The sequence below is a fragment of the Acidovorax sp. genome (assembly GCF_046339755.1).
Classification (GTDB): Bacteria; Pseudomonadota; Gammaproteobacteria; order Burkholderiales; family Burkholderiaceae_C; genus Acidovorax.
Genome location: NZ_JBKDTZ010000229.1, coordinates 1 through 19,196, shown reverse-complemented (window position 1 = coordinate 19,196; position 19,196 = coordinate 1). Strand labels below are relative to the sequence as shown.

Genomic DNA, 19,196 nt, shown 5'->3' with positions numbered 1-19,196 from the left:
TGGAACGTGCAAGCGTTCCCGGGAGGGGTGCCATGCGCCTGCGGTGCAGGGGTGCCGACTACTATAATTTTGATAGCTGTTCACGCCAGCCTGCCTGGCGATGGGGAATTCTTCGATGCATGACGGCAAGGCTTCTGCCGACGCTTCGGGTGTGATGGTGCGCAAGCGGCGCAAAGGCATCTACATCCTGCCCAACCTGTTCACGCTGGCCGCCCTGTTCGGCGGCTTCTATGCCGTTGTGATGGCCATGAACGGGAATTTCGAAATGGCGGCCGTGGGCGTTTTCTGTGCCATGGTGCTCGACAGCCTGGACGGCCGGGTGGCGCGCATGACCAACACCCAAAGCGCCTTCGGCGAGCAGATGGATTCGCTGTCGGACATGGTGTCCTTCGGCGCCGCTCCTGCGCTTATCGCCTATGAGTGGTCGCTCAAGGACCTGGGGCGCTGGGGCTGGATCGCCGCGTTCGTCTACTGCTCCTGCGCCGCGCTGCGCCTGGCGCGCTTCAACGTGAACACGGGCGTGGTGGACAAGCGCTACTTCCAGGGCCTGCCGTCGCCGGCGGCCGCCGCGCTGGTGGCCGGCTTCATCTGGCTCATGACCGAGCTGGGCGTGCGCCGCGGGGTGGACCAGTGGATCACCTGGGACCAGGTCACCTGGACCATGTTCGCCTTCACGCTGTATGCCGGGCTCACCATGGTGACCAACGTGCCGTTCTACAGCTTCAAGGACATCCAGATGAAGAAGAGCGTGCCCTTCGCTGCCATCGTGCTGATCGCGCTGGTCATCGCCATCATCAACATCCACCCGCCCATCGTGCTGTTCAGCGTGTTCGTGTTCTATGGGCTCAGCGGCTACGGTGTCTACGCCTGGCGCAAGGCCAAGGGACAGCACAGCAGCGTGATCAGCACCTCCACCGACGAGCCCGACGAGCGCGGCCTGCACAAGTGAGCGCCTGCGGGCGCTTTGTGCTACATTGTGTGCATGAACACGTTGGCCACGGCCCTGCTACTGCTAGCTGACCCCCACGGGCCAGGACGGTAGGCGCACGCGCACACGTTTTCCACCAAGGCCCGTATGCACCCGCAACGGGCCTTTTGCTTTGGGCGCCAGAATTCCAGCGTTGCGGACCACCCCACCATCAAATACCAGGAGAACCCCATGGCTGACAAACTCATCATTTTCGACACCACCTTGCGCGACGGCGAGCAATCGCCCGGCGCCTCGATGACCAAGGACGAGAAGCTGCGCATCGCACGCCAGCTCGAACGCCTGAAGGTGGACGTGATCGAGGCGGGTTTCGCGGCCAGCTCCAACGGTGACTTCGAGGCCGTGCAGTCCATCGCCAACGCCATCAAGGACTCCACCATCTGCTCGCTCTCGCGCGCCAACGACCGCGACATCGCGCGCGCGGCCGAGGCGCTCAAGGGCGCCAACAGTGCCCGCATCCATACCTTCATCGCCACCTCGGCGCTGCACATGGAGAAAAAACTGCGCATGACGCCCGAGCAGGTGCTCGAGCAGGCGCGCCAGTCGGTGCGCTTTGCGCGCAACCTGGTGGCCGACATCGAGTTCAGCCCCGAAGACGGCTACCGCAGCGACCCGGACTTCCTGTGCCGCGTGCTCGAAGCCGTGATCGCCGAGGGCGCCACCACCATCAACGTGCCCGACACCGTGGGCTACGCGATTCCCGAGCTGTACGGCAACTTCATCAAGACGCTGCGCGAGCGCATTCCCAACAGCGACAAGGCCATCTGGTCCGTGCACTGCCACAACGACCTCGGGATGGCCGTGGCCAACTCGCTGGCCGGCGTGAAGATCGGCGGCGCGCGCCAGGTCGAATGCACCATCAACGGCCTGGGCGAGCGCGCTGGCAACTGCTCGCTCGAAGAGATCGTCATGGCCATCAAGACGCGCCGCGACTACTTCAACCTCGACCTCAACATCGACGCCAAGCACATCGTGGCCGCCAGCCGCATGGTCAGCCAGACCACCGGCTTCGTGGTGCAGCCCAACAAGGCCGTGGTGGGCGCCAATGCCTTCGCGCATGCCAGCGGTATCCACCAGGACGGCGTGCTCAAGGCGCGCGACACCTACGAAATCATGCGCGCCGAAGACGTGGGCTGGAGCGCCAACAAGATCGTGCTGGGCAAGCTGAGTGGCCGCAACGCCTTCAAGCAGCGCCTGCAGGAGCTGGGCGTGAGCCTGGACAGCGAGACCGAGATCAACGCCGCCTTCACCCGCTTCAAGGAGCTGGCCGACCGCAAGAGCGAGATCTTCGACGAGGACATCCTGGCCCTGGTCAGCGACGAAAGTGTGACCGCCGAAAAGGAGCAGTACGGCTTCGTGTCCCTGTACCAGCAGAGCGAAACCGGCGAGCAGCCGCGTGCACGCATCGTCTTCACCGTGGACGGCCAAGAGGTGCGCAGCGAGTCGGGCGGCAATGGCCCGGTGGACGCATCGCTCAAGGCCATCGAGTCCCACGTCAAGAGCGGCGCCGAGATGGTGTTGTATTCCGTCAACGCCATCAGCGGCTCCACCGAGAGCCAGGGCGAGGTCACCGTGCGCCTGCAGAACAGCGGCCGGGTGGTCAACGGAGTGGGCGCTGACCCCGATATCGTGGTCGCGTCAGCCAAGGCCTACCTCAGTGCGTTGAACAAATTACAAAGTAAAGCTGACCGGGTGGCTGCACAGGGTTAATTGTTGAATCTATAATTCATTCACTTTCTGGGAAAGTCGCGCAAGGTCTTGATCTTGCGCGACTTTTTTTGATTCTGTACACTGGCCCACACTTCTTACCCTTTGGAGCACTTTGATGCACCATGGCCGCACCGCACTGAACCGTCTTTTCAAAGTTTTGGGCTTTGTTGTTGTGAGTGCGGCGCTCGCGTCGCCCATGGCACATGCCAACGAGCGCAAGAAGGCGCCCGCCAAGAAGCAGGTGGCTTCGGTTACCGCCAAGAAGTCCGTAGGCCCGCGCAAGGCCGCCGTTGCCGCCAAGCCGGTGCGCGTTTCGGCCAAGACCTCCAAGGCCGCCACCCGCGTGGCCTTCATCCCCGCCAAGCCATCGTTCGGCCAGCTCGCGGGCCTGCATGAAGTCAATGACCCTCTGGACCTCAAGTCCAGCGTAGCCCTGGTGATCGACCAGGAGACCCACGAAGTGCTGTTGAGCAAGAACGACCACGCCGTTCTGCCGATCGCATCGCTCACCAAGCTCATGACCGGCCTGATCATCTCCCAGGCCAAGCTGCCCATGGACGAGCAGCTCACCATCACCCAGGACGACGTGGACACCGAAAAAGGCAGCCGCTCGCGCCTGACGGTGGGCTCCACGCTGACCCGCGGCGAAATGCTGCACCTGGCGCTCATGTCCAGCGAAAACCGCGCCGCCCACGCCCTGGGCCGCACCTTCCCTGGTGGCCTGGACGTCTTCGTCGCGCAGATGAACGCCAAGGCCCGCCTGCTGGGCATGACCGACACCAAATACGTCGAGCCCACCGGCCTGTCCAGCCGCAACCAGAGCAGCGCCCGCGACCTGGCCACGCTGGTCAACGTGGCCCATGGCGACCCGGTGATGCGCGAGCTGTCCACCTCGCCCGGCTACGAGCTGGCCCTGGGTGCGCGCACCCTGCAGTTCAACAACACCAACGGCCTGGTGAAGAACCCCACCTGGGACATCGGCCTGCAAAAGACCGGCTACATCTCCGCAGCCGGGCGCTGCCTGGTGATGCAGGCCCAGGTGGCCGGCCGCAAGATCATCATGGTGTTCCTGGATTCCGCCGGCAAGTTCAGCCGCCTGGGCGACGCCGAGCGCGTGCGCCACTGGGTCGAATCCATGCCCGCCGCCATCAGCCCCGTGAAGACGGTGGTGCACGGCAGCTCCAACGGCTGATTCCGGCCCAGGCATCAAAAAACCCCGGTGGCGCAGGCTCCCGGGGTTTTGTTTTTCTGCCGGCCGCCTGCCGCCCGCGCTACTCGACCGGCGTGTGCAGGATCTCTCCGCTGTGCAGGGAGGATGAGGACAGGGGCGAGGTAGGGCCCTTGGCCGGCACATAACCCAGTGCCAGCGAGATCTCCTGCGCCGTGGCCTGCAGCTTGGCCATCCAGCCCTCGTCCAGCCGGTCGGCCGGGGCCGAGATGGACAGGCCGGCCACCAGCTTGGCTTGGTCATCGTAGACGCCTGCGGCCATGCAGCGCACGCCCAGCTCCAGCTCCTCGTTGTCGCGCGCCGTGCCGTACTGGCGCGCCTTGGCCAGCTCGCGCTCCAGCACCGGCAGCTGGGTGATGCTGTTGCGCGTGTGGCCCGCCAGGCCCGTGCGCGTGGCGTAGGCGCGCACGCGCTGGGGGTCGTCCACGGCCAAAAACAGCTTGCCGGTGGAAGTGAGATGCAGCGGCGCACGGCCGCCGATGGCGCGCACCACCTGCATGCCCGAGCGCTCGCTGTAGGCGCGCTCCACATACACGATCTCGTCGCCCTGGCGCATGCTCAGGTTCACCGGCTGCTGGATCAGCTTGTGCAGGTTGCGCATCGGGGCCAGGGCCGCATCGCGCACGCTCAGCCGCGCCTTGACCAGGTTGCCCAGCTCCAGCAGGCGCATGCCCAGCCGGTAGCTGCCCGACTCGGGCCGGTCCACGAAGCGGCCAATGGTCAGATCGTTCAGGATGCGGTGCGTGGTGGAGGGGTGCAGCCCCGTCTTCTCGCTGATCTCCTTGAGCGAGATGGCGTCTTCACGCGATGCGAGCACGTCGATCAGCGTGAACATGCGCTCCAGTACCTGGACGCTGGGTTTGACGGGTATACCAGGGTCGTTTTATTTCATGGGCTGCAGGACTTCAGGGCCTCTGCATCTTACCTTGTGAAATGCAATGGCACCATCAGGTGCTCTGGGAGGCCCCGCCCGGGGTGCCGCCTGGGTGACGCTGGTCCACGCGGTGCCACCCATTGTCCTGCCGGATTTCATGGGGCAGGAAGCGCGCCTTGTAGTTCATCTTGGGGCTGGCCTCGATCCAGTAGCCCAGGTAGACATAGGGCAGGCCCATGGAGCGCGCCTGCTCGATCTGCCAGACCACGTTGTAGGTGCCGTAGCTGACGCGTGGCTCGGGCTCGTAGAAGGTGTAGACGGCCGACAGGCCGTCGTTGAGCACATCGAGGATGGACACCATCTTCAGCGCCCCAGGCTCGCCGGTGGCCTCATCCACCTCGCGGAACTCCACCAGCCGCGAGTTGACCCGGCTTTGCAGCAGGAACTGGGTGTACTGGTCGATGCTGTCCTGGTCCATGCCGCCGCCCGCGTGGCGGCCGTTCTGGTAACGCAGGTACAGCTGCTAGAGCTCGGGCACGAAGCACAGCCGCAGCACCCGTGCCTGCAGCTTGCCGTGCTGCGCCGCGGCGCGGCGCTGGCTGCGGTCCGGGCGGAACTCCTGCGCGCGCACGCGCAGCGGCGTGCAGGCCTGGCAGCCGTCGCAATAGGGGCGGTAGGTGAACATGCCGCTGCGCCGGAACCCCGTGGCCACCAGGCCCGAGTACACATCGCTCTGGATCAGGTGGCTGGGCGTGGCGACCTGCGAACGCGCTTGCCGGTCTGGCAGGTAGCTGCACGGATAGGGCGCTGTCGCATAGAACTGCAGGGTCTGCAGCGGCAGGTCGTTGAGTTGCGTCATGCCATGGGCGAGGGGTGGGGCAACAGTTGGTTCCAGTATACGGGCTCGAAACCCCATGTGCCGCCCGTCAGGTCTAGCGCCACCGCGATATGGCGCAGGAACTCGCTGCGCGGGATCTCGCGCGCGCCCAGCGAAGCCAGGTGGCGCGTGTTCTGCTGGCAGTCGATCAGCGCCACCCCGTGCACGCGGCAGATCGCCACCAGCGCCGCCAGCGCGATCTTGGAGGCATCGGTCGCATGCGCGAACATCGACTCGCCAAACACCGCGCGCCCCAGCGCCACGCAGTACAGGCCGCCCACCAGTTGCCCGTCCACCCAGGTCTCCACGCTGTGGGCCGAGCCCGCCGCGTGCAGCGCCTCGTAGGCGCGCACCATGTCGGGCACGATCCAGGTGCCCGCCTGCCCCTCGCGCGGGGTGGACGAGCAGGCGCGTATCACCCGCCCGAAGGCGCTGTCCACCCGCAGCTCGCAATGGCTGCTGGCGGCGAACCTCTGCACCACCTTGCGCAGCGATCGGTGCAGCCGGAACTCCGCCACCGGCAACACCATGCGCGGATCGGGCGCCCACCACAGAATGGGCTGGCCCTCGCTGAACCAGGGAAACGTGCCCTGCCCGTAGGCGGCCCGGAGGTGCGGCACATCCAGCGCGCCCCCGGCGGCCAGCAGGCCCGGCGCCGGGTCATCGGGGCCCCAGGCGCTCGCCGGGCTGGGGAAGGGGTCATGGGGTTCCAGCCAGGGGAGTTGGGCGGGCATGGGCAGGTGATTGAAAGAATCTGGTGGATGGGGTGATTGTGCGGCAAGGTGTGTGATTTCAAGGCCGTGCAGAAGGCCGTCGGCACGTCGCTGCGGGGCGTGCTGTCAGTACAATTTGTGGCAGATGTCGCCGTGCGGCATTGCCGTGCGATTAAGGCCGAGCGACGCATTGCATTGGATGCACCAAGAATCTGAGGGAAGCTGGATGAGCAAAAAATTGTGGATCTTTGCGGCCCTGGCCCTGCCCCTGTACGTCGCGGCCCAGCCCGCCTTGGTGCTGCTAGAGGCCTGCAATGCCATAAGCGACCCTGCCAAGCGCATGGAATGCCTGAAGGCTGCAATGGGTGCGGCGGGGACTTCAGCACCCCAGGCCGAAAGGCGCCAAGTGGCGGTGGATGCGCTCAAGAAGGCGTTCGGCAACATGCAGGCCGGCCTCGATATCGGAACCTCCTACAACAACTACCAAGTGGCGATGCTGGACTTGGCCAAGGCGGTGGCTGCCTTCCGCCAGGATGCGGGTGAATTCGCAGCACCAGCCATGGCGTCACTCAATGCATCGCTTGAAGCCTACCGGGATGCCGCTGTGTTCTGGGAGCATTCCATTGACTTCTACGCGCGACGCGATAACTCCTTGGCGTATGCGGGCGGCTTGCCTGTTGGCTTGACGAACATGGAATGGCTAGTGCGCAAATATGGATTGCCCACGGTGCGGGCGGACTTGCTCGGTTTTCATTCCGGGCTGAATGTGACAAACACGAGGACCACCCTTTGGGCCTATGCCGGCAGCAAGTACAACGAGGCTTTCCAGGCATTGACACCTCCTGCGCCGCCCGCAGAGGTTGACCCTTCGCTTGATGCGCCGACCCGATCGGCGGTTGAGTTGCTGGCGAGGGCGGCAGACTGCAAGCCGCAATCCATTTCGCCAGCAGACGCTGGGACGCCAGCAGTGAAAGGATGGACCGTGCGTTGCACCAGTGGAAAATCGCTTGCAATACAGTGTGAGTCAGGAGTGTGCAAAGTCTCTCACTGAGCGGAGTTTCCCGACCTGCTACCCCCTCACTTGCGCCGGTACTGGCCCTTGAAGGTCACGTTCATCCCGCCGCAGCCCGATTCTTCCTGCACCACCAGGCCGCCACGCTGCAGCGCCATCGTGGCGGTGCAGCCACCACCGTCGTACGCCAGCAGCCCGTTGCGCAGGCTGGCCACGCCCCGTATCTCGCCCACGTTCACCTGGCCGTTGGCGGCATTGGGGCCGTACCAGACGGCATCGCCGGCCACGTAGACCTTGCCGTCCTGCAGCGCGACGAGGGACAGGTCGGCGTGGTCCTTGTCGGTGTACACGCCATTCCACTCGGCGCTGGCGGCGGTGGCGGGCGCCACGCTCTGCAACAGCGCAATGCGGGCCGTGAATTCCTTGGCCAGGCAGCGCGCATCCTTGCACTGCGTGACCTCATACGACTTGAGCCATTCGCGCTGCCACTGCACCAACTGCGGCCGGGCCTTGGAGCGGGTGACCGCGTCCTTGAAAGCGGTGTTGAGCTGCTCGTCCAGCGTGGACAGCTGCGCGTCGGAGCAGATCAGCTTTTCCATGGGCGACTTGGCCTTGGCGCAGTCGAAGCTGGCGGCGCTGGCCAGGGTGCCGAAGGCCAGTAGGGCGGCTGCGGCAAGCCAGGGCCGTATCGTTCGGTTCAGGTGCATGGTGCGGTGGTCGTGAAGGCGTGCATCCATCATACGAAGCCGTGTGCGGGAGAGGGGTGGTGCAATCAATCACTTTGTACTGTGCGCGTCGCAGTGCAATGGGCAATTTGTACTAGAACAAAGTGCGAGCCTCTGGTTGCGCTGCAGTCCCGGCGATGGCCAATCGGCGCTTGACACTCCGATGCGCCAGACGCACCCTACGGCCCGCCGCCCATCGGCGTGCCCCATACCAACAACACCGGAGAGTTCCAACATGATCAACAAACGCCACTTCGTCACCACCATCGGCCTGGCAGGCGTGTTGCCCGCCACCAGCGCCATCGCCGCGCCCAATGCCAAGGCAGGCGCCGCCCAGCCCGCGCTGCTCACCGTGAGCGGTGCCGTCGGCAAGACCAACCGCGGCGCGCTCGATCCCGTTGTCGACCAGATGATGGCCAAGCACAAGATCCAGTTCAGCAAGGCCTTCGCGTTCGACGCTGCTGCCCTGCAGCGCCTGCCCGCGGTGACCATCAAGCCCACGCTGGAATACGACAGCAAGGTCCATACCCTGGAAGGCCCGCTGCTGGTCACCGTGCTCGAAGCCGCTGGCGTCGCGCGGGGCAGCAATGTGCAACTGGGCCTGCGCGCCGTGGACGGCTACAACGTGGCCGTCAGCTTGGCCGATGCGGCGCAGTACCGCATGATCGTCGCCACGCGCCTGGACGGCCAGCCCATGGCGCTGGGCGGCCTGGGCCCGCAGTGGGCCGTGTACGACGCGGACAACGTCGCCCCCTTCAAGGACAAGCCCGTGCAGGAGCGTTTTGCCCTGTGCCCCTGGGGCCTGTACCACATCGATGTGAAGGCGGCCTGACCTGTAGGACGGTGCCGTAAACCGCGCGCCCGGTCCCGGCGCTGGCCTACCATCGCTGAGCTCCCGAACCCTGATGGAAGGCAACCCCGTGGCAACAACCTTTCAAGAAGCCCTCGTCGTCAGCCAGCCCGCGGCCGTACCCGCGCAGGTGGTCTACGACTTCGCCCGCCAGATGGAGAACCTGCCCCAATGGGCCTCGGGCCTGGCCACCGGCATCGAGCAGCGCGATGGCCAGTGGTTCACCGATTCGCCCATGGGCAAGGTCCGGGTCGACATGGCGCCGCACAACCCATATGGCGTGCTCGACCATGATGTGACGCTGCCCGACGGGACCACGGTGCACAACGCCTTCCGCGTCACACCGTGTGGTGAGCATGGCAGCCTGCTGAGCTTTGTGGTCCTGCGCCCTCAGGGTGTGAGCCAGGCAGACTTCGATGCGGACGTTGCCCACGTGCGCAAGGACCTGGCCGCATTGCAGCAATTGCTGGAGCGGCAGCAGCGCCCCTGATGCAAAGGCTGTGCTTCGGCGGCACGGCCCGTCAACCTCAGTCCTTGTTGCGCGTCAGGTGGTTGAGCACCGCATCGGCCGAATTGCCCACGGCCGCCACGGCCTCGCGCAGCTCTTGCTCCGTGCATTCGAGCGACGCCATCCAGGCCTGGATTTCGGGCTCATGCGCCAGGCTCACGAAGCGGCGGTCCACCTCGGTATCGGCCGGGTCGTCGTCGCCATCGCTGCCGGTCGCGGGGTCAGCGCCGCTTATCATCGGTTTCGCCCGTCACGCCTGTGCCCTGGCGTGAAGCCGGCTTGGGGCTGGGGTGCTCCTCGATGTCGCCCAGCCGATGGCCAGAGGGGTCTACCGCATCCACCGGGCCATGGCCCGGCTGCTCCGCGCCCGGGCGGTTCGCATAGGTCTGGCCCAGCGTGCCGGACTCGTCCTTCAAACCGTACTGGTTGTGGCCGGAGTTGGCGGGGGTCGGGGTCTTGCTGGGCATGGCCTGCTCCTGATGATAGGGAGCCTTCATCCTAGGCCGGCAGCCCGGGGCAGGGTGTAGGACGTGGGCGGCTGCGCCCGTCGTGGGGCTGGCTCCCAGGTGCCAGACGCGCTCTTTTTTAGCCCTTGCGCATCACCACCACGGCATAGGTGCAGGCCGTGGCCGCCTCGTTGCAGAACTCGCAATCGGCAGGCGGCCCCAGCTCCAGGCAGTCACCCGCCTCCATGGCATGGCGGGTGGTGCCTTCCATGAACACCAGCGCCCCCTGCAGAACCCAGATCAGTTGCCGCTGTGCCACGTACGCGGACGCGGGCATCGGCACCCGCGCGCCCGCGGGCAGCTCCACCTGCACAAGGTCCAGCGGCAGGTCGTGCGAGGGCGGCGAGACATGGCGGCGTACATAGTGCGTCTGCGGGTCGGTCCACACCGGCTGCTCGGCCCGGCGCAGCAGCCGCCCCTCCTTGGCCTCGGCGCGCGCGATCAGCTGCGACATGCTCAGCCCGAACGCGCCTGACAGCCGCGCCAGCAGCGTCGCCGTGGGGCTCGACTTGCCCCGCTCCAGCTTGTGCACCATGGCCCGCGACACGCCAGAGTGCGTGGCCAGATCGGTCAGCGACCAGCCCCGGCCCTCGCGCTCGATGCGCACACGGGCACCGATGCGCTGGCTCAGGCTGTCGACGGCGCCGTCTACTTTGGTGGACATTTGTTTTATCATGATGGACAATATTCCATCAAAATCATGGTCGTGTCCACCACGCTGATCGAGGCAGCGGTGGATGTGGACTTACGGAAGTAAATATGCAGATACGCGACGCCCACACCGGCGACATCGAAGGCATCCTCGCCATCTACAACGACGCCGTGGCCAACACCACCGCCATCTGGAACGAGACCCTGGTCGACGCCGCCAACCGCGCCGCCTGGCTGGCCGACCGCCAGCGCCTGGGCTACCCCGTGCTGGTGGCCATCGACGCCCAGGGCGGCGTGGCCGGCTACGCATCCTTCGGCGACTGGCGCGCCTTCGACGGCTACCGCCACACGGTGGAACATTCCGTCTACGTGCACCAGAACGCCCGCGGCGCCGGCCTGGGCAAGCTCTTGATGCAGGCCCTCATCGAACGCGCCCGCGCCATCGGCAAGCACGTCATGGTCGCCGGCATCGAAGCCGGCAACACCGCATCCATCCAGCTGCACGAACGCCTGGGCTTCACCCAGGTGGGCCTGCTGCCCGAAGTGGGCACCAAGTTTGGCCAATGGCTGGACCTGGCCTTTCTGCAGCTCAAGCTCGATGCGCGCACGGATCCGGATGGAGCAGGGCGCAAGAGCGATTGATTGATTGATTGATCGACTGACGGGCTGGCTTGCCCATTTGTCGCCGCAGCTTCAGTCGTCTTCCGCAGCGCTGATGTCGGGGAAGAGAACTTCCGTGAACCCAAACTGCGTGAAATCCCGCACCCGCATCGGGTACAGCTTGCCGATCAGGTGATCGCACTCGTGCTGCACCACCCGCGCATGGAAACCATCCACCGTGCGGTCGATCGGGTCACCATACAGGTCGAACCCCGTGTAGCGGATGCGCGCCCAGCGCGGCACCTTGCCGCGCAGCCCCGGCACCGAGAGGCAGCCCTCCCAGTCCTCTTCTTCCGCATCGCCCAGCGGCGTGATCACCGGGTTGATCAGCACCGTGGGCGGCACGATGGGCCGGTGCGGGTAGCGCGGGTTGCGCTCGTTCGAGCCAAAGATCACCAACTGCAGATCCACCCCGATCTGCGGCGCCGCCAGCCCCGCGCCGTTCACGGACTGCATGGTCTCCAGCATGTCGCGCACCAACAGGTGCAGCTCGTCCGTATCGAACGCGGTCACGGGCTGGGCCACGCGCAGCAGGCGCGGGTCGCCCATCTTCAGGATGGTGTGGATGGTCATGGTGGGTGAGACGAAGGATGTGCTGTATGTATGTGGTTGCCAGTCAGCCGGTACGGTCAGCGAGCCAGCTAGTTGGCCAACTGCACATCATGCCCCAAGGCCGCCAGCCCCGCTGCAGTGGGGCGGGGCACCGCAGCGCCCTGCGTGGGCGCCCCCGTCGCGCGCAGAACTTTTCGCCCAGATTGCACCAAACATCGCCACGACTGGAAAACGCCCGAATTTTGTGTATATAATCTAAGTCTTGTTCCTCGATAGCTCAGTCGGTAGAGCGCCGGACTGTTAATCCGTAGGTCCCTGGTTCGAGCCCAGGTCGAGGAGCCAAGAATTCACGTGCTGTGCCCCGCTGCAATCGGGCACACCACCGGCAAGCGCAGAGCACGCTTGCCACCACTGCAGCACATCATCGTCAGACAGATAGTACCGATCATTCCTCGATAGCTCAGTCGGTAGAGCGCCGGACTGTTAATCCGTAGGTCCCTGGTTCGAGCCCAGGTCGAGGAGCCATTCATTGGCAGTAAAAGGCTACCCCTCGGGGTGGCCTTTTTGCTTTGGGGTGGCGTCCATGCTGGTGCGATAGGTGTGCTGTATGGACCTCGTACCAACATCTGAGGGCCGCAATTACCCTTGATCCTGGGCTCCTGATGAGGGGAGCGTTTTAGACGCTTGGCCTTTTTCTTCGATAAGGCGCAGCAGCAAATAAAACTCAGGCCGACCTGTCCAACTTCCCAGCGTGTAAGAAAAAAAGCCGAAGGACAGGGCGCAGTACAGAATTCCCAAGTCCGACTGGCCTGACCAAACGAGTCGTATGCCTTGGCCAAGCATGATCACCGCAGCTACCACGATGACAACGCGGTTGGTGCGCCATCCGTTGTGCTGCTTTCGCAGGTGGCTCACCATCTTCTGTTCTTGTTCGGTCAATTGCATCTTGTGCTTTCCATCCTGGGAGTTGTCTTGCTGACGAACAGGTCTTCGTGCTTTGCCGTAAAGGTGCCTTGAACTGCCGCCAGAGGCGACCCACTATTCTGCATGTCTTCGGCATATCGATGGCTAGGACTTGCTGGACAAGAACCCGGCGTCGGGTGTGCCCCTGTTCAATGAGGACAACAAGATCGAGCGCTACCTGAACGAAGAAGAACTGCAGCGCCTCCTGGATGTACTGCGAACCGATGACAACAGGACGGTGTGCCAGATCGCGTTGTTCCTGCTGAGCACCGGGGCGCGCCTCAACGAAGCCCTGCAGGCCAAGTGGGGGCAGATTGATCGGGGGCAGCGGGTGTGGCGGATTTCAGCGGAGCATTCCAAGTCCAAACGGATGAGGTCTGTGCCATTGAATGACTCCGCCCTGGAGGTGCTGGATCAGTTGAGCACCGAGGGGAAGCATGCGAATGTGTTCGTGAACTTCCAGACCGGGAAGCCCTACACGACCATCATGAAGGTGTGGACCAGGCTGCGAGAGAAAGCCGGATTGCCGGACCTGCGCATCCATGACCTGCGTCACCAGTACGCATCGTTCCTGATCAACAGCGGGCGGTCGCTGTATGAGGTGCAGAAGATCCTCGGGCACTCCGACCCCTCGGTGACCCAGCGGTACGCACACCTGGACTCGAAGTCGCTGCAGGAGGCGGCAAATAGCGCGTCGGTGATGTTGAGGGCGCCGGTGAAGTTGAAGCTGGCGGCGTAGTTGTAGGGGCCTCTGGTACGTTCTTATGGGCGGCCCGGAGGTCTTCAACTCACATTAAGACTTTGCGGTATCGGGCCGCTTGCAGGACACTAGGCTTGTGTTCGTTTGCATTATTTATTAAACAAAGGATATATATGAGTTTAACTAAGAGGATGTGGGAGGAGCAGATCGAGGAAGACTACCGAGAAGAAGTGACTCGGTGGATTCGGGAGCAATTGGACGATGAGGATGCGGATGAAAATCACCCAAGATGGGAGGAGTTGGAAAGGCAATATCGAGATGGAGGTGGCGACTATTATGATTATGCTGATGAGTGGGATGTTAAGGGTAAAACTAGACTCGAACTTTTTGATGAGAGCATGACTGCGGTGAGGGAGATGCTTAGTGTTAAATTATCTGATCAGGCGCGAAGAAGTCTATATGTGATGCTTTATGCTCATGTTGTGGCATCGGTTGAGGGTTATTTGTCATCGACGTTTATTGCAAAAACCCTGTCGTCAAAAACGTATATCCAAGCATTGGTGGAAAGTGACCCAGATTTCGGTGGCCGAAGTTTGACTATGAAAGAGATATTTTCCAAGCAAGCGGGGCTTCACGATGAAATTGGAAAATATCTTAAAAACTTGATATTTCACCAACTTGATAAGGTTAAGCCTATGTATAAAAGTGTGTTTAACATTGATTTTGGAAATATTGGATGGCTCTTTAAGGCTGTGATGACGAGGCACGACTGTGTTCATCGCGCAGGTTATGATAAAGATGGCCACGAAGTTTCGCTGGATGAAGCGGTGGTTGCTGATTTGGTTGGTGCGTGCGTTGCGCTTGTTCATAAAGTCGATGCTGAAATTTTGGCACTTCCTAAGGTTGAATTGCTTATAGCTGATTTTTGATATAAATCAATATTCTGCTGATTTTTGCGACAAGGATGCTGATGGTCAAGAAGAGCCTTAGGAATGGGACGAATTGCGCTCAGTCATGATGAAAACCTTGGTGAATTTGAGGATCGCGGCGTAGGTGGCAGTGGCCTCTGGTATACTTTTAATAGTGTCAGGAGGCCTGCTTTCTAACAAAATTCGTTGTGCTAATTCCCGCGTTTTTGGATTTTCCACCAATTCTTTTGATAAATTAGTTAGGAGTCGGATGACATTCTCAGAGATTCGTTTCGGCGTTCGCGCTATCTCTGGTCATCGCGCTGCTTCATGGAAAGCGTGGGCCCCGAGTGACGACGCGAGTGACTTCTACGTCGGTTGCCGTGCATTGAATGGTGAGATGAAAGCAAGCTTTCACCAGTCCGGACGTTGGCATGTATCCTTTACAAAGGACTTCCACGAAGACGCATTCGACAACTTCAACCCAAAACCTCCGACCAGATTCATTGACAGGTGGGTTCGCCCATCTGAGATCGCGCCTGGACTCACTTTAGCCCTCCGTATAGTTGTTCCATGGTCGGCGGCAACAACGCATGTACAAAGAGAAGCAGAAAACATCACATGGGTCGCACCGGCCCCTGAAGGCTACGCTGTTGAATTCGCTGTGGTGCTTACAGCGCCGGAATGTACGGTATCGACTTGGCCCTGCAGGAACTCCATGAACTCTCAACTGGTCGGATCGTTTCATTTGTTCTCTGGCGAAAGAGTTTGGGTCATCTGGACGGTTCAACCATTTGCTCCGCCTTCGCTCCCGTTGGCATCAGGCCAATTCTTCAAAGGGAAGAGCGAGCGCTCATTGGCTGGTGGGAATCTGCGTGCAGCAGCGCTTGGTCAGCACATCGATGGATCGCGAATCCTGTACGACATTCCAGTGGAGATGGATGAGCCAATTTGACTCGGTGATTAATTGGTAAGGAGTACGACTATGCATGAGGGAAATTTGGATGAGGATGTTGCCCAACTGATCAGGCTTGAAAAGAAGCTTCAGATTCCTGAGGGTATCTACCTTTCACTCCGAAAGCAGGGGAGTGATTGGGAGTTTGCTATCAAGCTCATGGTTTTACTTGAAGCTGCATTGGGGCGAGTAATTTCTGAGCATCTCCATAACGAGGCAATTAATAGTCACTGTGAGTCGCTGAATATTAATGGTCGAAGCGGTAAGGTGGCCCTGGCGCAAGCGCTGGGAATAATTGATGAGGCCGAAAAGAAGACCTTCCTGGCGCTTGCGGACATTCGAAATGCCTTTGCGCACAAGCTAGAAAATATTTCAGGCAACCTTCAGGATTTTGCATCGCGCTTGGAGTCTCAACGTCTCGAAGCTCTGTTGAAGGCTTGTCTCACAGTGCCAAAACAAATGGAAAATCAAGTGTCATTTCTTTGGCGGAATCCACAGCCCGCAATTTTACGGTCTTACATGTGGATAGGAGGGAACAACCTATTGGTGGCTCTCGCTTTTCAAGATCAAGCGGCAGAAAGGGAACGTGCAAGGCGGCATGCACTGGAGCTTGCGAATTACTCTACAGGAGGAGTAGCGACTGCATTGGATGAATGGCAATCAAATCATGGTTTGATGAACCATGAGAAGTAGGGCGGTTCACCGCCGGAGCCGCCAATACCAACCCAGTTGAAAACTGTGCTTTGAGCAGGAGAGCAAAGACGGCCTTCTGTGTGGGCCCAATCGAATTCTGTTTCCGCGAGCACGCCAGCGCCTGAGAAAACTACCAAAGCACCAAAGAAGCATTCGCTCCAGGCACCTGTGGGGCCCACTCTCATCGGGACAATAACCTCTTTGGTGCGCATGGAGTCACGATATTCTATGTGCTTATGGCCCATATCAGATACATCCCCGATCGTCATATTTCCCAGAACGAAGTCCCCAAAAGTGGCATCTTGTCCGTGGTATTTATAGTTCTGAACTAAAGCAATGACCACCGAGTGGACATGGCCTGTCTCAAATAGGATTTCAACTTGGGTGTCTACGAACCTATATTGCCACGTATCTACCAATACTAAATCAGGTATTCCCAGGCGTTCGCGGACCTTTTCAGGCGGCGTTCCAACCTCAATTGAGTCGAGAATATTTGTTGGTGTAAGACGCCGATTCACCTTGATGGCGTGGCGTTCGGGGACTGGTGTTGTTGTGGACGGAGCGGAAGAGGTCAACGCATCCTGTATGCGCCAGGACATGACGATGGCTTCTGAGTCGATATCGGCCTCAGCCTCCCCCTCTGTCGCAACCTCAAGAACGTGACCATAGGCGTCTTTGAATGCGAAAGTGCATGCGGCAGTTCCCGTCGGAGAAGCGCAAACGATCTCCTGAAAGCCTTTTTCCCAATAGTGTGGACCATTGCCGTAGCGAATATCGGGATCGTCCCTGGTGTTGGGGTGTCTCAAGATGGGATGCCAGCCGAATTCGACAAGCTGCAGTCGAGCTATGTCGTACGGCAACCAACGAATTCGCGGCAAGGGAGTGTGTTTTGCAGATGAGGGCTGGGGAAGTTCATCCAAGGTTCTCCCATGCAGTGCAAGCATCGCTCTTGCTTCTGCTTTACCTCTCCATGAAAGCAACACGGCTACCGTGTATGAACTGGGGTCGTTATCGACCAGCTTCGCGCAAGTCTGGCAGAGCCAAATTCCATTTCGACATGACGAGCGAATTTCCGGTGTGGCGTCCTTGTCGAAGCGTGGTCCACCGGGCGCTGCAGCTGTGATGTGTGCGGCAACGCCAACATTGACGGCACGAGCTGGATCAGAGTGCGGTCCTGCCGTTGGTTTGCCACACCCCGGATTCGAGCAAAAAAGGTTTACCCGCTTCGCTAGAACATCCTTGGTGGACGTAGAGAAGTCATCTCTCGCCATTGTTACGCTGGCGATTTGACTGTGCTACTACCGAAGCCGCCAGAGTCTTGGTGGTCGCTGCAGAGCGAGGGTTGTCGAGGGCCCTCGATGCCTTCCCTTCGCTCTTGGCCCCAGTCTGGGCAGTTGTACCGGCCTGGCGCAACGCCGAGGCAGCCAAGGTGCGCTGGATTACGTTTGAAGACTCGTTTCCGAGAGTCTTCCCAGCCAGAGAAGCCACGCTTGGCGAAGTTTTCTTTGTGTTGGAAGTCACGGTGAATACTCCTATGCTTTTGTCCAAGCGATACTGTATGCCCAGACAGCTGCACTATAGGTAGTGTTTGCAAGCGGGTCAATGCGCTACAGGTAGCGTTCTCATGTAATAGTTTGTGTCTCTTTGGAGCGACTGGAGATGTACAGGGGCGCGCGTCACCGAAAGGGCACCATAGTCGGGAAACGCTCGGTCGGGATGCGCCTAACTCGTTGATCCAGATCGGGTTTTCCAACCGGATGACACCTCGCATAGCGGTCAGGGTCGGCATAGGGTCGGCTGAGGAATGGCGGCAGCAGAGGATCGCCAAAACCCCTTCCAAATCTTCAACTTAGGAAGGGACGCCCCGGCCCGCGATCTGGACTGTTAATCCGTAGGTCCCTGGTTCGAGCCCAGGTCGAGGAGCCATTCATTGGCAGTAAAAGGCTACCCTTCGGGGTGGCCTTTTTGCTTTGGGGTGGTGCATTGATGTGGTTGATGGGTGCACATCATCGGTTGATGGCTGCGGGCATCGCGGGTCGTGTGGTTCGGCGGGTTCTACAGTAAGGTTGTTGCGGGGCAAGGCTCTGTGGACTGCTCGGATCCGCGAACTATTGGCTATGACCTGATGATGAGCAGCATCGGTAGGCGATATGCGTGGGTCTAGCGGGGTCTGATACCGGGCGACTTGGTCGGTGCGCAATGAGGCATAGATGGCGCACGGATTGATGCTGGGTCCATCGATGGTGGCTATGCGGAGGGGGCGTTTGCACTGATAGATGGATTGAAAATCCTTGTGTCGGTGGTTCGATTCCGCCCCAGGCCACCAGATCGCAAACGCCCCAGTACTTTCAACGATGCTGGGGCGTTTTGCATTGGTGCTTTCAGGAAGAACCGACCTGGTACCGATCCGTCACCGAACTGCTTGTCGTGGTGGTTCTCGTTGGGGAAGCGGCACGCAGGCGGCCGCGCAGTTAGCTGGCTGCCTTTCTTAGTGCTGGAGGGTTCTGCTGCTCACTCCAGTTTTGCAAGTCGCGTGGAGGCTCGGAAGACCCAAGGTGTTAAACGTAACAGCTTTGTTGATCTCCTGGGGTGGGCAACCCGCGAAGAGGTCTCAGCGGGCCCTGGAGGCGTTCCCCAGGGAGTGGCGAATTGAAGGGCTTCTATGGCGTTCGGCGCGGCATTTTTGGCGCAGAAGACCGTCAGAGGGCATCAATGGACGCGATCAATCTTCGAATGTCGGGGTGTGCGGTCGACAGCTCTATTGTCTCGGCAATTTTCTTGTGAATAAAGGGCTTTTTTAATGGAGGCTTGCTCATTGGATTCAAAGGCACCCCCTTGCTTCCTGTATGGACCGGACACATGGTGGACAGGTGTGCGAGGACATGGTGGACACCTGTGGTCGTATTGGCCCCAGGAGACAAGACCATGCCCTGGAGCACCCGAGACACCATGAGCCTTCGCGAAGAATTCATCACCCTGGCCTGCCAGGAGGGCGCCAACCGGCGCGAGCTATGTCGCCGCTTTGGCATCAGCCCCCAGACGGGCTACAAGTGGCTGGCCCGCTTTGCTCAGCTGGGCTCCCTTGGTTTGGCTGACGTCTCCCGCCGCCCGTTGCACAGCCCC

21 protein-coding genes, 3 tRNA genes and 1 pseudogene are annotated in these 19,196 nt (G+C 61.0%); 15 read left to right on the top strand and 10 right to left on the bottom strand.

Annotated elements, in window-relative coordinates; all coding sequences use genetic code 11:
• Window positions 1-115: 115 nt before the first annotated feature.
• The 3 genes from pssA (at window position 116) to ACK59X_RS19225 (ending at window position 3,890) form a co-directional block, all read left to right on the top strand.
• On the top strand, window positions 116-949 hold the full coding sequence (gene pssA, locus ACK59X_RS19235; protein WP_409959814.1) for a CDP-diacylglycerol--serine O-phosphatidyltransferase: 834 nt from the start codon (window positions 116-118) through the stop codon (window positions 947-949).
• Window positions 950-1,159: 210 nt separating this feature from the next.
• Entirely contained in the window at window positions 1,160-2,698 is a 1,539-nt protein-coding gene (locus tag ACK59X_RS19230) for a 2-isopropylmalate synthase (protein ID WP_409959812.1), read from the top strand.
• Window positions 2,699-2,813: 115 nt separating this feature from the next.
• Window positions 2,814-3,890, top strand: a complete 1,077-nt coding sequence (locus tag ACK59X_RS19225; protein ID WP_409959810.1) for a serine hydrolase — start codon at window positions 2,814-2,816, stop codon at window positions 3,888-3,890.
• A 79-nt stretch (window positions 3,891-3,969) separates the two neighbouring features.
• On the opposite strand, the gene ACK59X_RS19220 is transcribed toward ACK59X_RS19225, so the two are convergent.
• The 3 genes and pseudogenes from ACK59X_RS19220 to aat all read right to left on the bottom strand — a co-directional run bounded on the left by ACK59X_RS19220 (window position 3,970) and on the right by aat (window position 6,411).
• On the bottom strand, window positions 3,970-4,761 hold the full coding sequence (locus ACK59X_RS19220) for an IclR family transcriptional regulator (RefSeq protein ID WP_409959808.1): 792 nt from the start codon (window positions 4,759-4,761) through the stop codon (window positions 3,970-3,972).
• 112 nt (window positions 4,762-4,873) lie between these two features.
• A pseudogene (locus tag ACK59X_RS19215) lies at window positions 4,874-5,659 on the bottom strand (arginyltransferase).
• Complete coding sequence (gene aat / locus ACK59X_RS19210; RefSeq protein ID WP_409959806.1) at window positions 5,656-6,411, bottom strand: leucyl/phenylalanyl-tRNA--protein transferase; 756 nt, start codon at window positions 6,409-6,411, stop codon at window positions 5,656-5,658. Before aat ends, ACK59X_RS19215 begins: the two are co-directional and overlap by 4 nt.
• 205 nt (window positions 6,412-6,616) lie before the next feature.
• On the opposite strand from aat, the gene ACK59X_RS19205 reads away from it, so the two are divergent.
• On the top strand, window positions 6,617-7,441 hold the full coding sequence (locus tag ACK59X_RS19205) for a hypothetical protein (RefSeq protein ID WP_409959804.1): 825 nt from the start codon (window positions 6,617-6,619) through the stop codon (window positions 7,439-7,441).
• Between the two features lie 26 nt (window positions 7,442-7,467).
• On the opposite strand, the gene ACK59X_RS19200 is transcribed toward ACK59X_RS19205, so the two are convergent.
• A complete protein-coding gene (locus ACK59X_RS19200) occupies window positions 7,468-8,109 on the bottom strand; it encodes a lysozyme inhibitor LprI family protein (protein ID WP_409959802.1) in 642 nt (213 codons plus the stop codon).
• A gap of 253 nt (window positions 8,110-8,362) precedes the next feature.
• On the opposite strand from ACK59X_RS19200, the gene ACK59X_RS19195 reads away from it, so the two are divergent.
• Together ACK59X_RS19195 and ACK59X_RS19190 are read left to right on the top strand one after the other, a co-directional pair.
• The gene (locus ACK59X_RS19195) at window positions 8,363-8,959 is read left to right on the top strand and encodes a molybdopterin-dependent oxidoreductase (protein WP_409959800.1); all 597 of its coding nucleotides are present in this window, start codon (window positions 8,363-8,365) and stop codon (window positions 8,957-8,959) included.
• Window positions 8,960-9,047: 88 nt separating this feature from the next.
• Complete coding sequence (locus ACK59X_RS19190) at window positions 9,048-9,467, top strand: SRPBCC family protein (protein WP_409959798.1); 420 nt, start codon at window positions 9,048-9,050, stop codon at window positions 9,465-9,467.
• Between the two features lie 37 nt (window positions 9,468-9,504).
• Here the strand turns inward: ACK59X_RS19190 and ACK59X_RS19185 are convergent, their stop codons facing one another.
• The 3 genes from ACK59X_RS19185 to ACK59X_RS19175 all read right to left on the bottom strand — a co-directional run bounded on the left by ACK59X_RS19185 (window position 9,505) and on the right by ACK59X_RS19175 (window position 10,655).
• Window positions 9,505-9,723 carry a DUF3606 domain-containing protein gene (locus ACK59X_RS19185; protein WP_409959796.1) on the bottom strand — a complete coding sequence of 73 codons (219 nt, stop codon included), beginning with the start codon at window positions 9,721-9,723 and terminating at the stop codon, window positions 9,505-9,507.
• Complete coding sequence (locus ACK59X_RS19180) at window positions 9,707-9,952, bottom strand: hypothetical protein (RefSeq protein WP_409959794.1); 246 nt, start codon at window positions 9,950-9,952, stop codon at window positions 9,707-9,709. The genes ACK59X_RS19185 and ACK59X_RS19180 overlap by 17 nt, the downstream gene beginning before the upstream one ends.
• A gap of 118 nt (window positions 9,953-10,070) precedes the next feature.
• Window positions 10,071-10,655 carry a helix-turn-helix domain-containing protein gene (locus ACK59X_RS19175; protein WP_409959792.1) on the bottom strand — a complete coding sequence of 195 codons (585 nt, stop codon included), beginning with the start codon at window positions 10,653-10,655 and terminating at the stop codon, window positions 10,071-10,073.
• A gap of 95 nt (window positions 10,656-10,750) precedes the next feature.
• Between ACK59X_RS19175 and ACK59X_RS19170 the strand changes: the two genes are divergently transcribed.
• Window positions 10,751-11,284, top strand: a complete 534-nt coding sequence (locus tag ACK59X_RS19170) for an N-acetyltransferase family protein (protein WP_409959790.1) — start codon at window positions 10,751-10,753, stop codon at window positions 11,282-11,284.
• A gap of 51 nt (window positions 11,285-11,335) precedes the next feature.
• On the opposite strand, the gene def is transcribed toward ACK59X_RS19170, so the two are convergent.
• Entirely contained in the window at window positions 11,336-11,875 is a 540-nt protein-coding gene (gene def, locus ACK59X_RS19165) for a peptide deformylase (protein WP_409959788.1), read from the bottom strand.
• A gap of 245 nt (window positions 11,876-12,120) precedes the next feature.
• Between def and ACK59X_RS19160 the strand changes: the two genes are divergently transcribed.
• A tRNA-Asn gene (locus tag ACK59X_RS19160) sits at window positions 12,121-12,196 on the top strand.
• Window positions 12,197-12,303: 107 nt separating this feature from the next.
• Window positions 12,304-12,379: transfer RNA gene (locus tag ACK59X_RS19155), tRNA-Asn, on the top strand.
• Between the two features lie 114 nt (window positions 12,380-12,493).
• Here ACK59X_RS19155 and ACK59X_RS19150 read toward each other — a convergent pair.
• Window positions 12,494-12,799 (bottom strand): hypothetical protein, encoded by a 306-nt coding sequence (locus tag ACK59X_RS19150; protein WP_409959786.1) that lies wholly within the window; start codon window positions 12,797-12,799, stop codon window positions 12,494-12,496.
• Between the two features lie 130 nt (window positions 12,800-12,929).
• Between ACK59X_RS19150 and ACK59X_RS19145 the strand changes: the two genes are divergently transcribed.
• The 4 genes from ACK59X_RS19145 (at window position 12,930) to ACK59X_RS19130 (ending at window position 16,073) form a co-directional block, all read left to right on the top strand.
• Entirely contained in the window at window positions 12,930-13,556 is a 627-nt protein-coding gene (locus ACK59X_RS19145; RefSeq protein WP_409959785.1) for a tyrosine-type recombinase/integrase, read from the top strand.
• 134 nt (window positions 13,557-13,690) lie between these two features.
• Complete coding sequence (locus ACK59X_RS19140; protein WP_409959783.1) at window positions 13,691-14,446, top strand: hypothetical protein; 756 nt, start codon at window positions 13,691-13,693, stop codon at window positions 14,444-14,446.
• A gap of 697 nt (window positions 14,447-15,143) precedes the next feature.
• Window positions 15,144-15,380 (top strand): hypothetical protein, encoded by a 237-nt coding sequence (locus tag ACK59X_RS19135; RefSeq protein ID WP_409959781.1) that lies wholly within the window; start codon window positions 15,144-15,146, stop codon window positions 15,378-15,380.
• A gap of 30 nt (window positions 15,381-15,410) precedes the next feature.
• Complete coding sequence (locus ACK59X_RS19130) at window positions 15,411-16,073, top strand: hypothetical protein (protein WP_409959779.1); 663 nt, start codon at window positions 15,411-15,413, stop codon at window positions 16,071-16,073.
• On the opposite strand, the gene ACK59X_RS19125 is transcribed toward ACK59X_RS19130, so the two are convergent.
• Complete coding sequence (locus tag ACK59X_RS19125; RefSeq protein ID WP_409959777.1) at window positions 16,046-16,993, bottom strand: hypothetical protein; 948 nt, start codon at window positions 16,991-16,993, stop codon at window positions 16,046-16,048. The two genes, ACK59X_RS19130 and ACK59X_RS19125, sit on opposite strands and share 28 nt — an antisense overlap.
• Window positions 16,994-18,332: 1,339 nt before the next feature.
• On the opposite strand from ACK59X_RS19125, the gene ACK59X_RS19120 reads away from it, so the two are divergent.
• Both ACK59X_RS19120 and ACK59X_RS19115 read left to right on the top strand, forming a co-directional pair.
• Window positions 18,333-18,399 (top strand) — tRNA-Ser (locus ACK59X_RS19120).
• Window positions 18,400-18,998: 599 nt separating this feature from the next.
• Window positions 18,999-19,196: helix-turn-helix domain-containing protein (locus ACK59X_RS19115; protein ID WP_409955211.1), on the top strand; the 198-nt coding region annotated here is incomplete at its 3' end.

Excerpts from the sequence above, each read along its gene's own strand:
- def (WP_409959788.1), bottom strand. The coding sequence starts at position 11,875 with ATGACCATCCACACCATCCTGAAGATGGGCGACCCGCGCCTGCTGCGC.
- ACK59X_RS19140 (WP_409959783.1), top strand. The coding sequence starts at position 13,691 with ATGAGTTTAACTAAGAGGATGTGGGAGGAGCAGATCGAGGAAGACTAC.
- ACK59X_RS19200 (WP_409959802.1), bottom strand. The coding sequence starts at position 8,109 with ATGCACCTGAACCGAACGATACGGCCCTGGCTTGCCGCAGCCGCCCTA.
- ACK59X_RS19130 (WP_409959779.1), top strand. The coding sequence starts at position 15,411 with ATGCATGAGGGAAATTTGGATGAGGATGTTGCCCAACTGATCAGGCTT.
- aat (WP_409959806.1), bottom strand. The coding sequence starts at position 6,411 with ATGCCCGCCCAACTCCCCTGGCTGGAACCCCATGACCCCTTCCCCAGC.
- ACK59X_RS19185 (WP_409959796.1), bottom strand. The coding sequence starts at position 9,723 with ATGATAAGCGGCGCTGACCCCGCGACCGGCAGCGATGGCGACGACGAC.
- ACK59X_RS19225 (WP_409959810.1), top strand. The coding sequence starts at position 2,814 with ATGCACCATGGCCGCACCGCACTGAACCGTCTTTTCAAAGTTTTGGGC.
- ACK59X_RS19135 (WP_409959781.1), top strand. The coding sequence starts at position 15,144 with ATGAACTCTCAACTGGTCGGATCGTTTCATTTGTTCTCTGGCGAAAGA.
- ACK59X_RS19220 (WP_409959808.1), bottom strand. The coding sequence starts at position 4,761 with ATGTTCACGCTGATCGACGTGCTCGCATCGCGTGAAGACGCCATCTCG.
- ACK59X_RS19230 (WP_409959812.1), top strand. The coding sequence starts at position 1,160 with ATGGCTGACAAACTCATCATTTTCGACACCACCTTGCGCGACGGCGAG.
- ACK59X_RS19170 (WP_409959790.1), top strand. The coding sequence starts at position 10,751 with ATGCAGATACGCGACGCCCACACCGGCGACATCGAAGGCATCCTCGCC.
- ACK59X_RS19180 (WP_409959794.1), bottom strand. The coding sequence starts at position 9,952 with ATGCCCAGCAAGACCCCGACCCCCGCCAACTCCGGCCACAACCAGTAC.
- ACK59X_RS19150 (WP_409959786.1), bottom strand. The coding sequence starts at position 12,799 with ATGCAATTGACCGAACAAGAACAGAAGATGGTGAGCCACCTGCGAAAG.
- ACK59X_RS19195 (WP_409959800.1), top strand. The coding sequence starts at position 8,363 with ATGATCAACAAACGCCACTTCGTCACCACCATCGGCCTGGCAGGCGTG.
- pssA (WP_409959814.1), top strand. The coding sequence starts at position 116 with ATGCATGACGGCAAGGCTTCTGCCGACGCTTCGGGTGTGATGGTGCGC.
- ACK59X_RS19175 (WP_409959792.1), bottom strand. The coding sequence starts at position 10,655 with ATGTCCACCAAAGTAGACGGCGCCGTCGACAGCCTGAGCCAGCGCATC.
- ACK59X_RS19205 (WP_409959804.1), top strand. The coding sequence starts at position 6,617 with ATGAGCAAAAAATTGTGGATCTTTGCGGCCCTGGCCCTGCCCCTGTAC.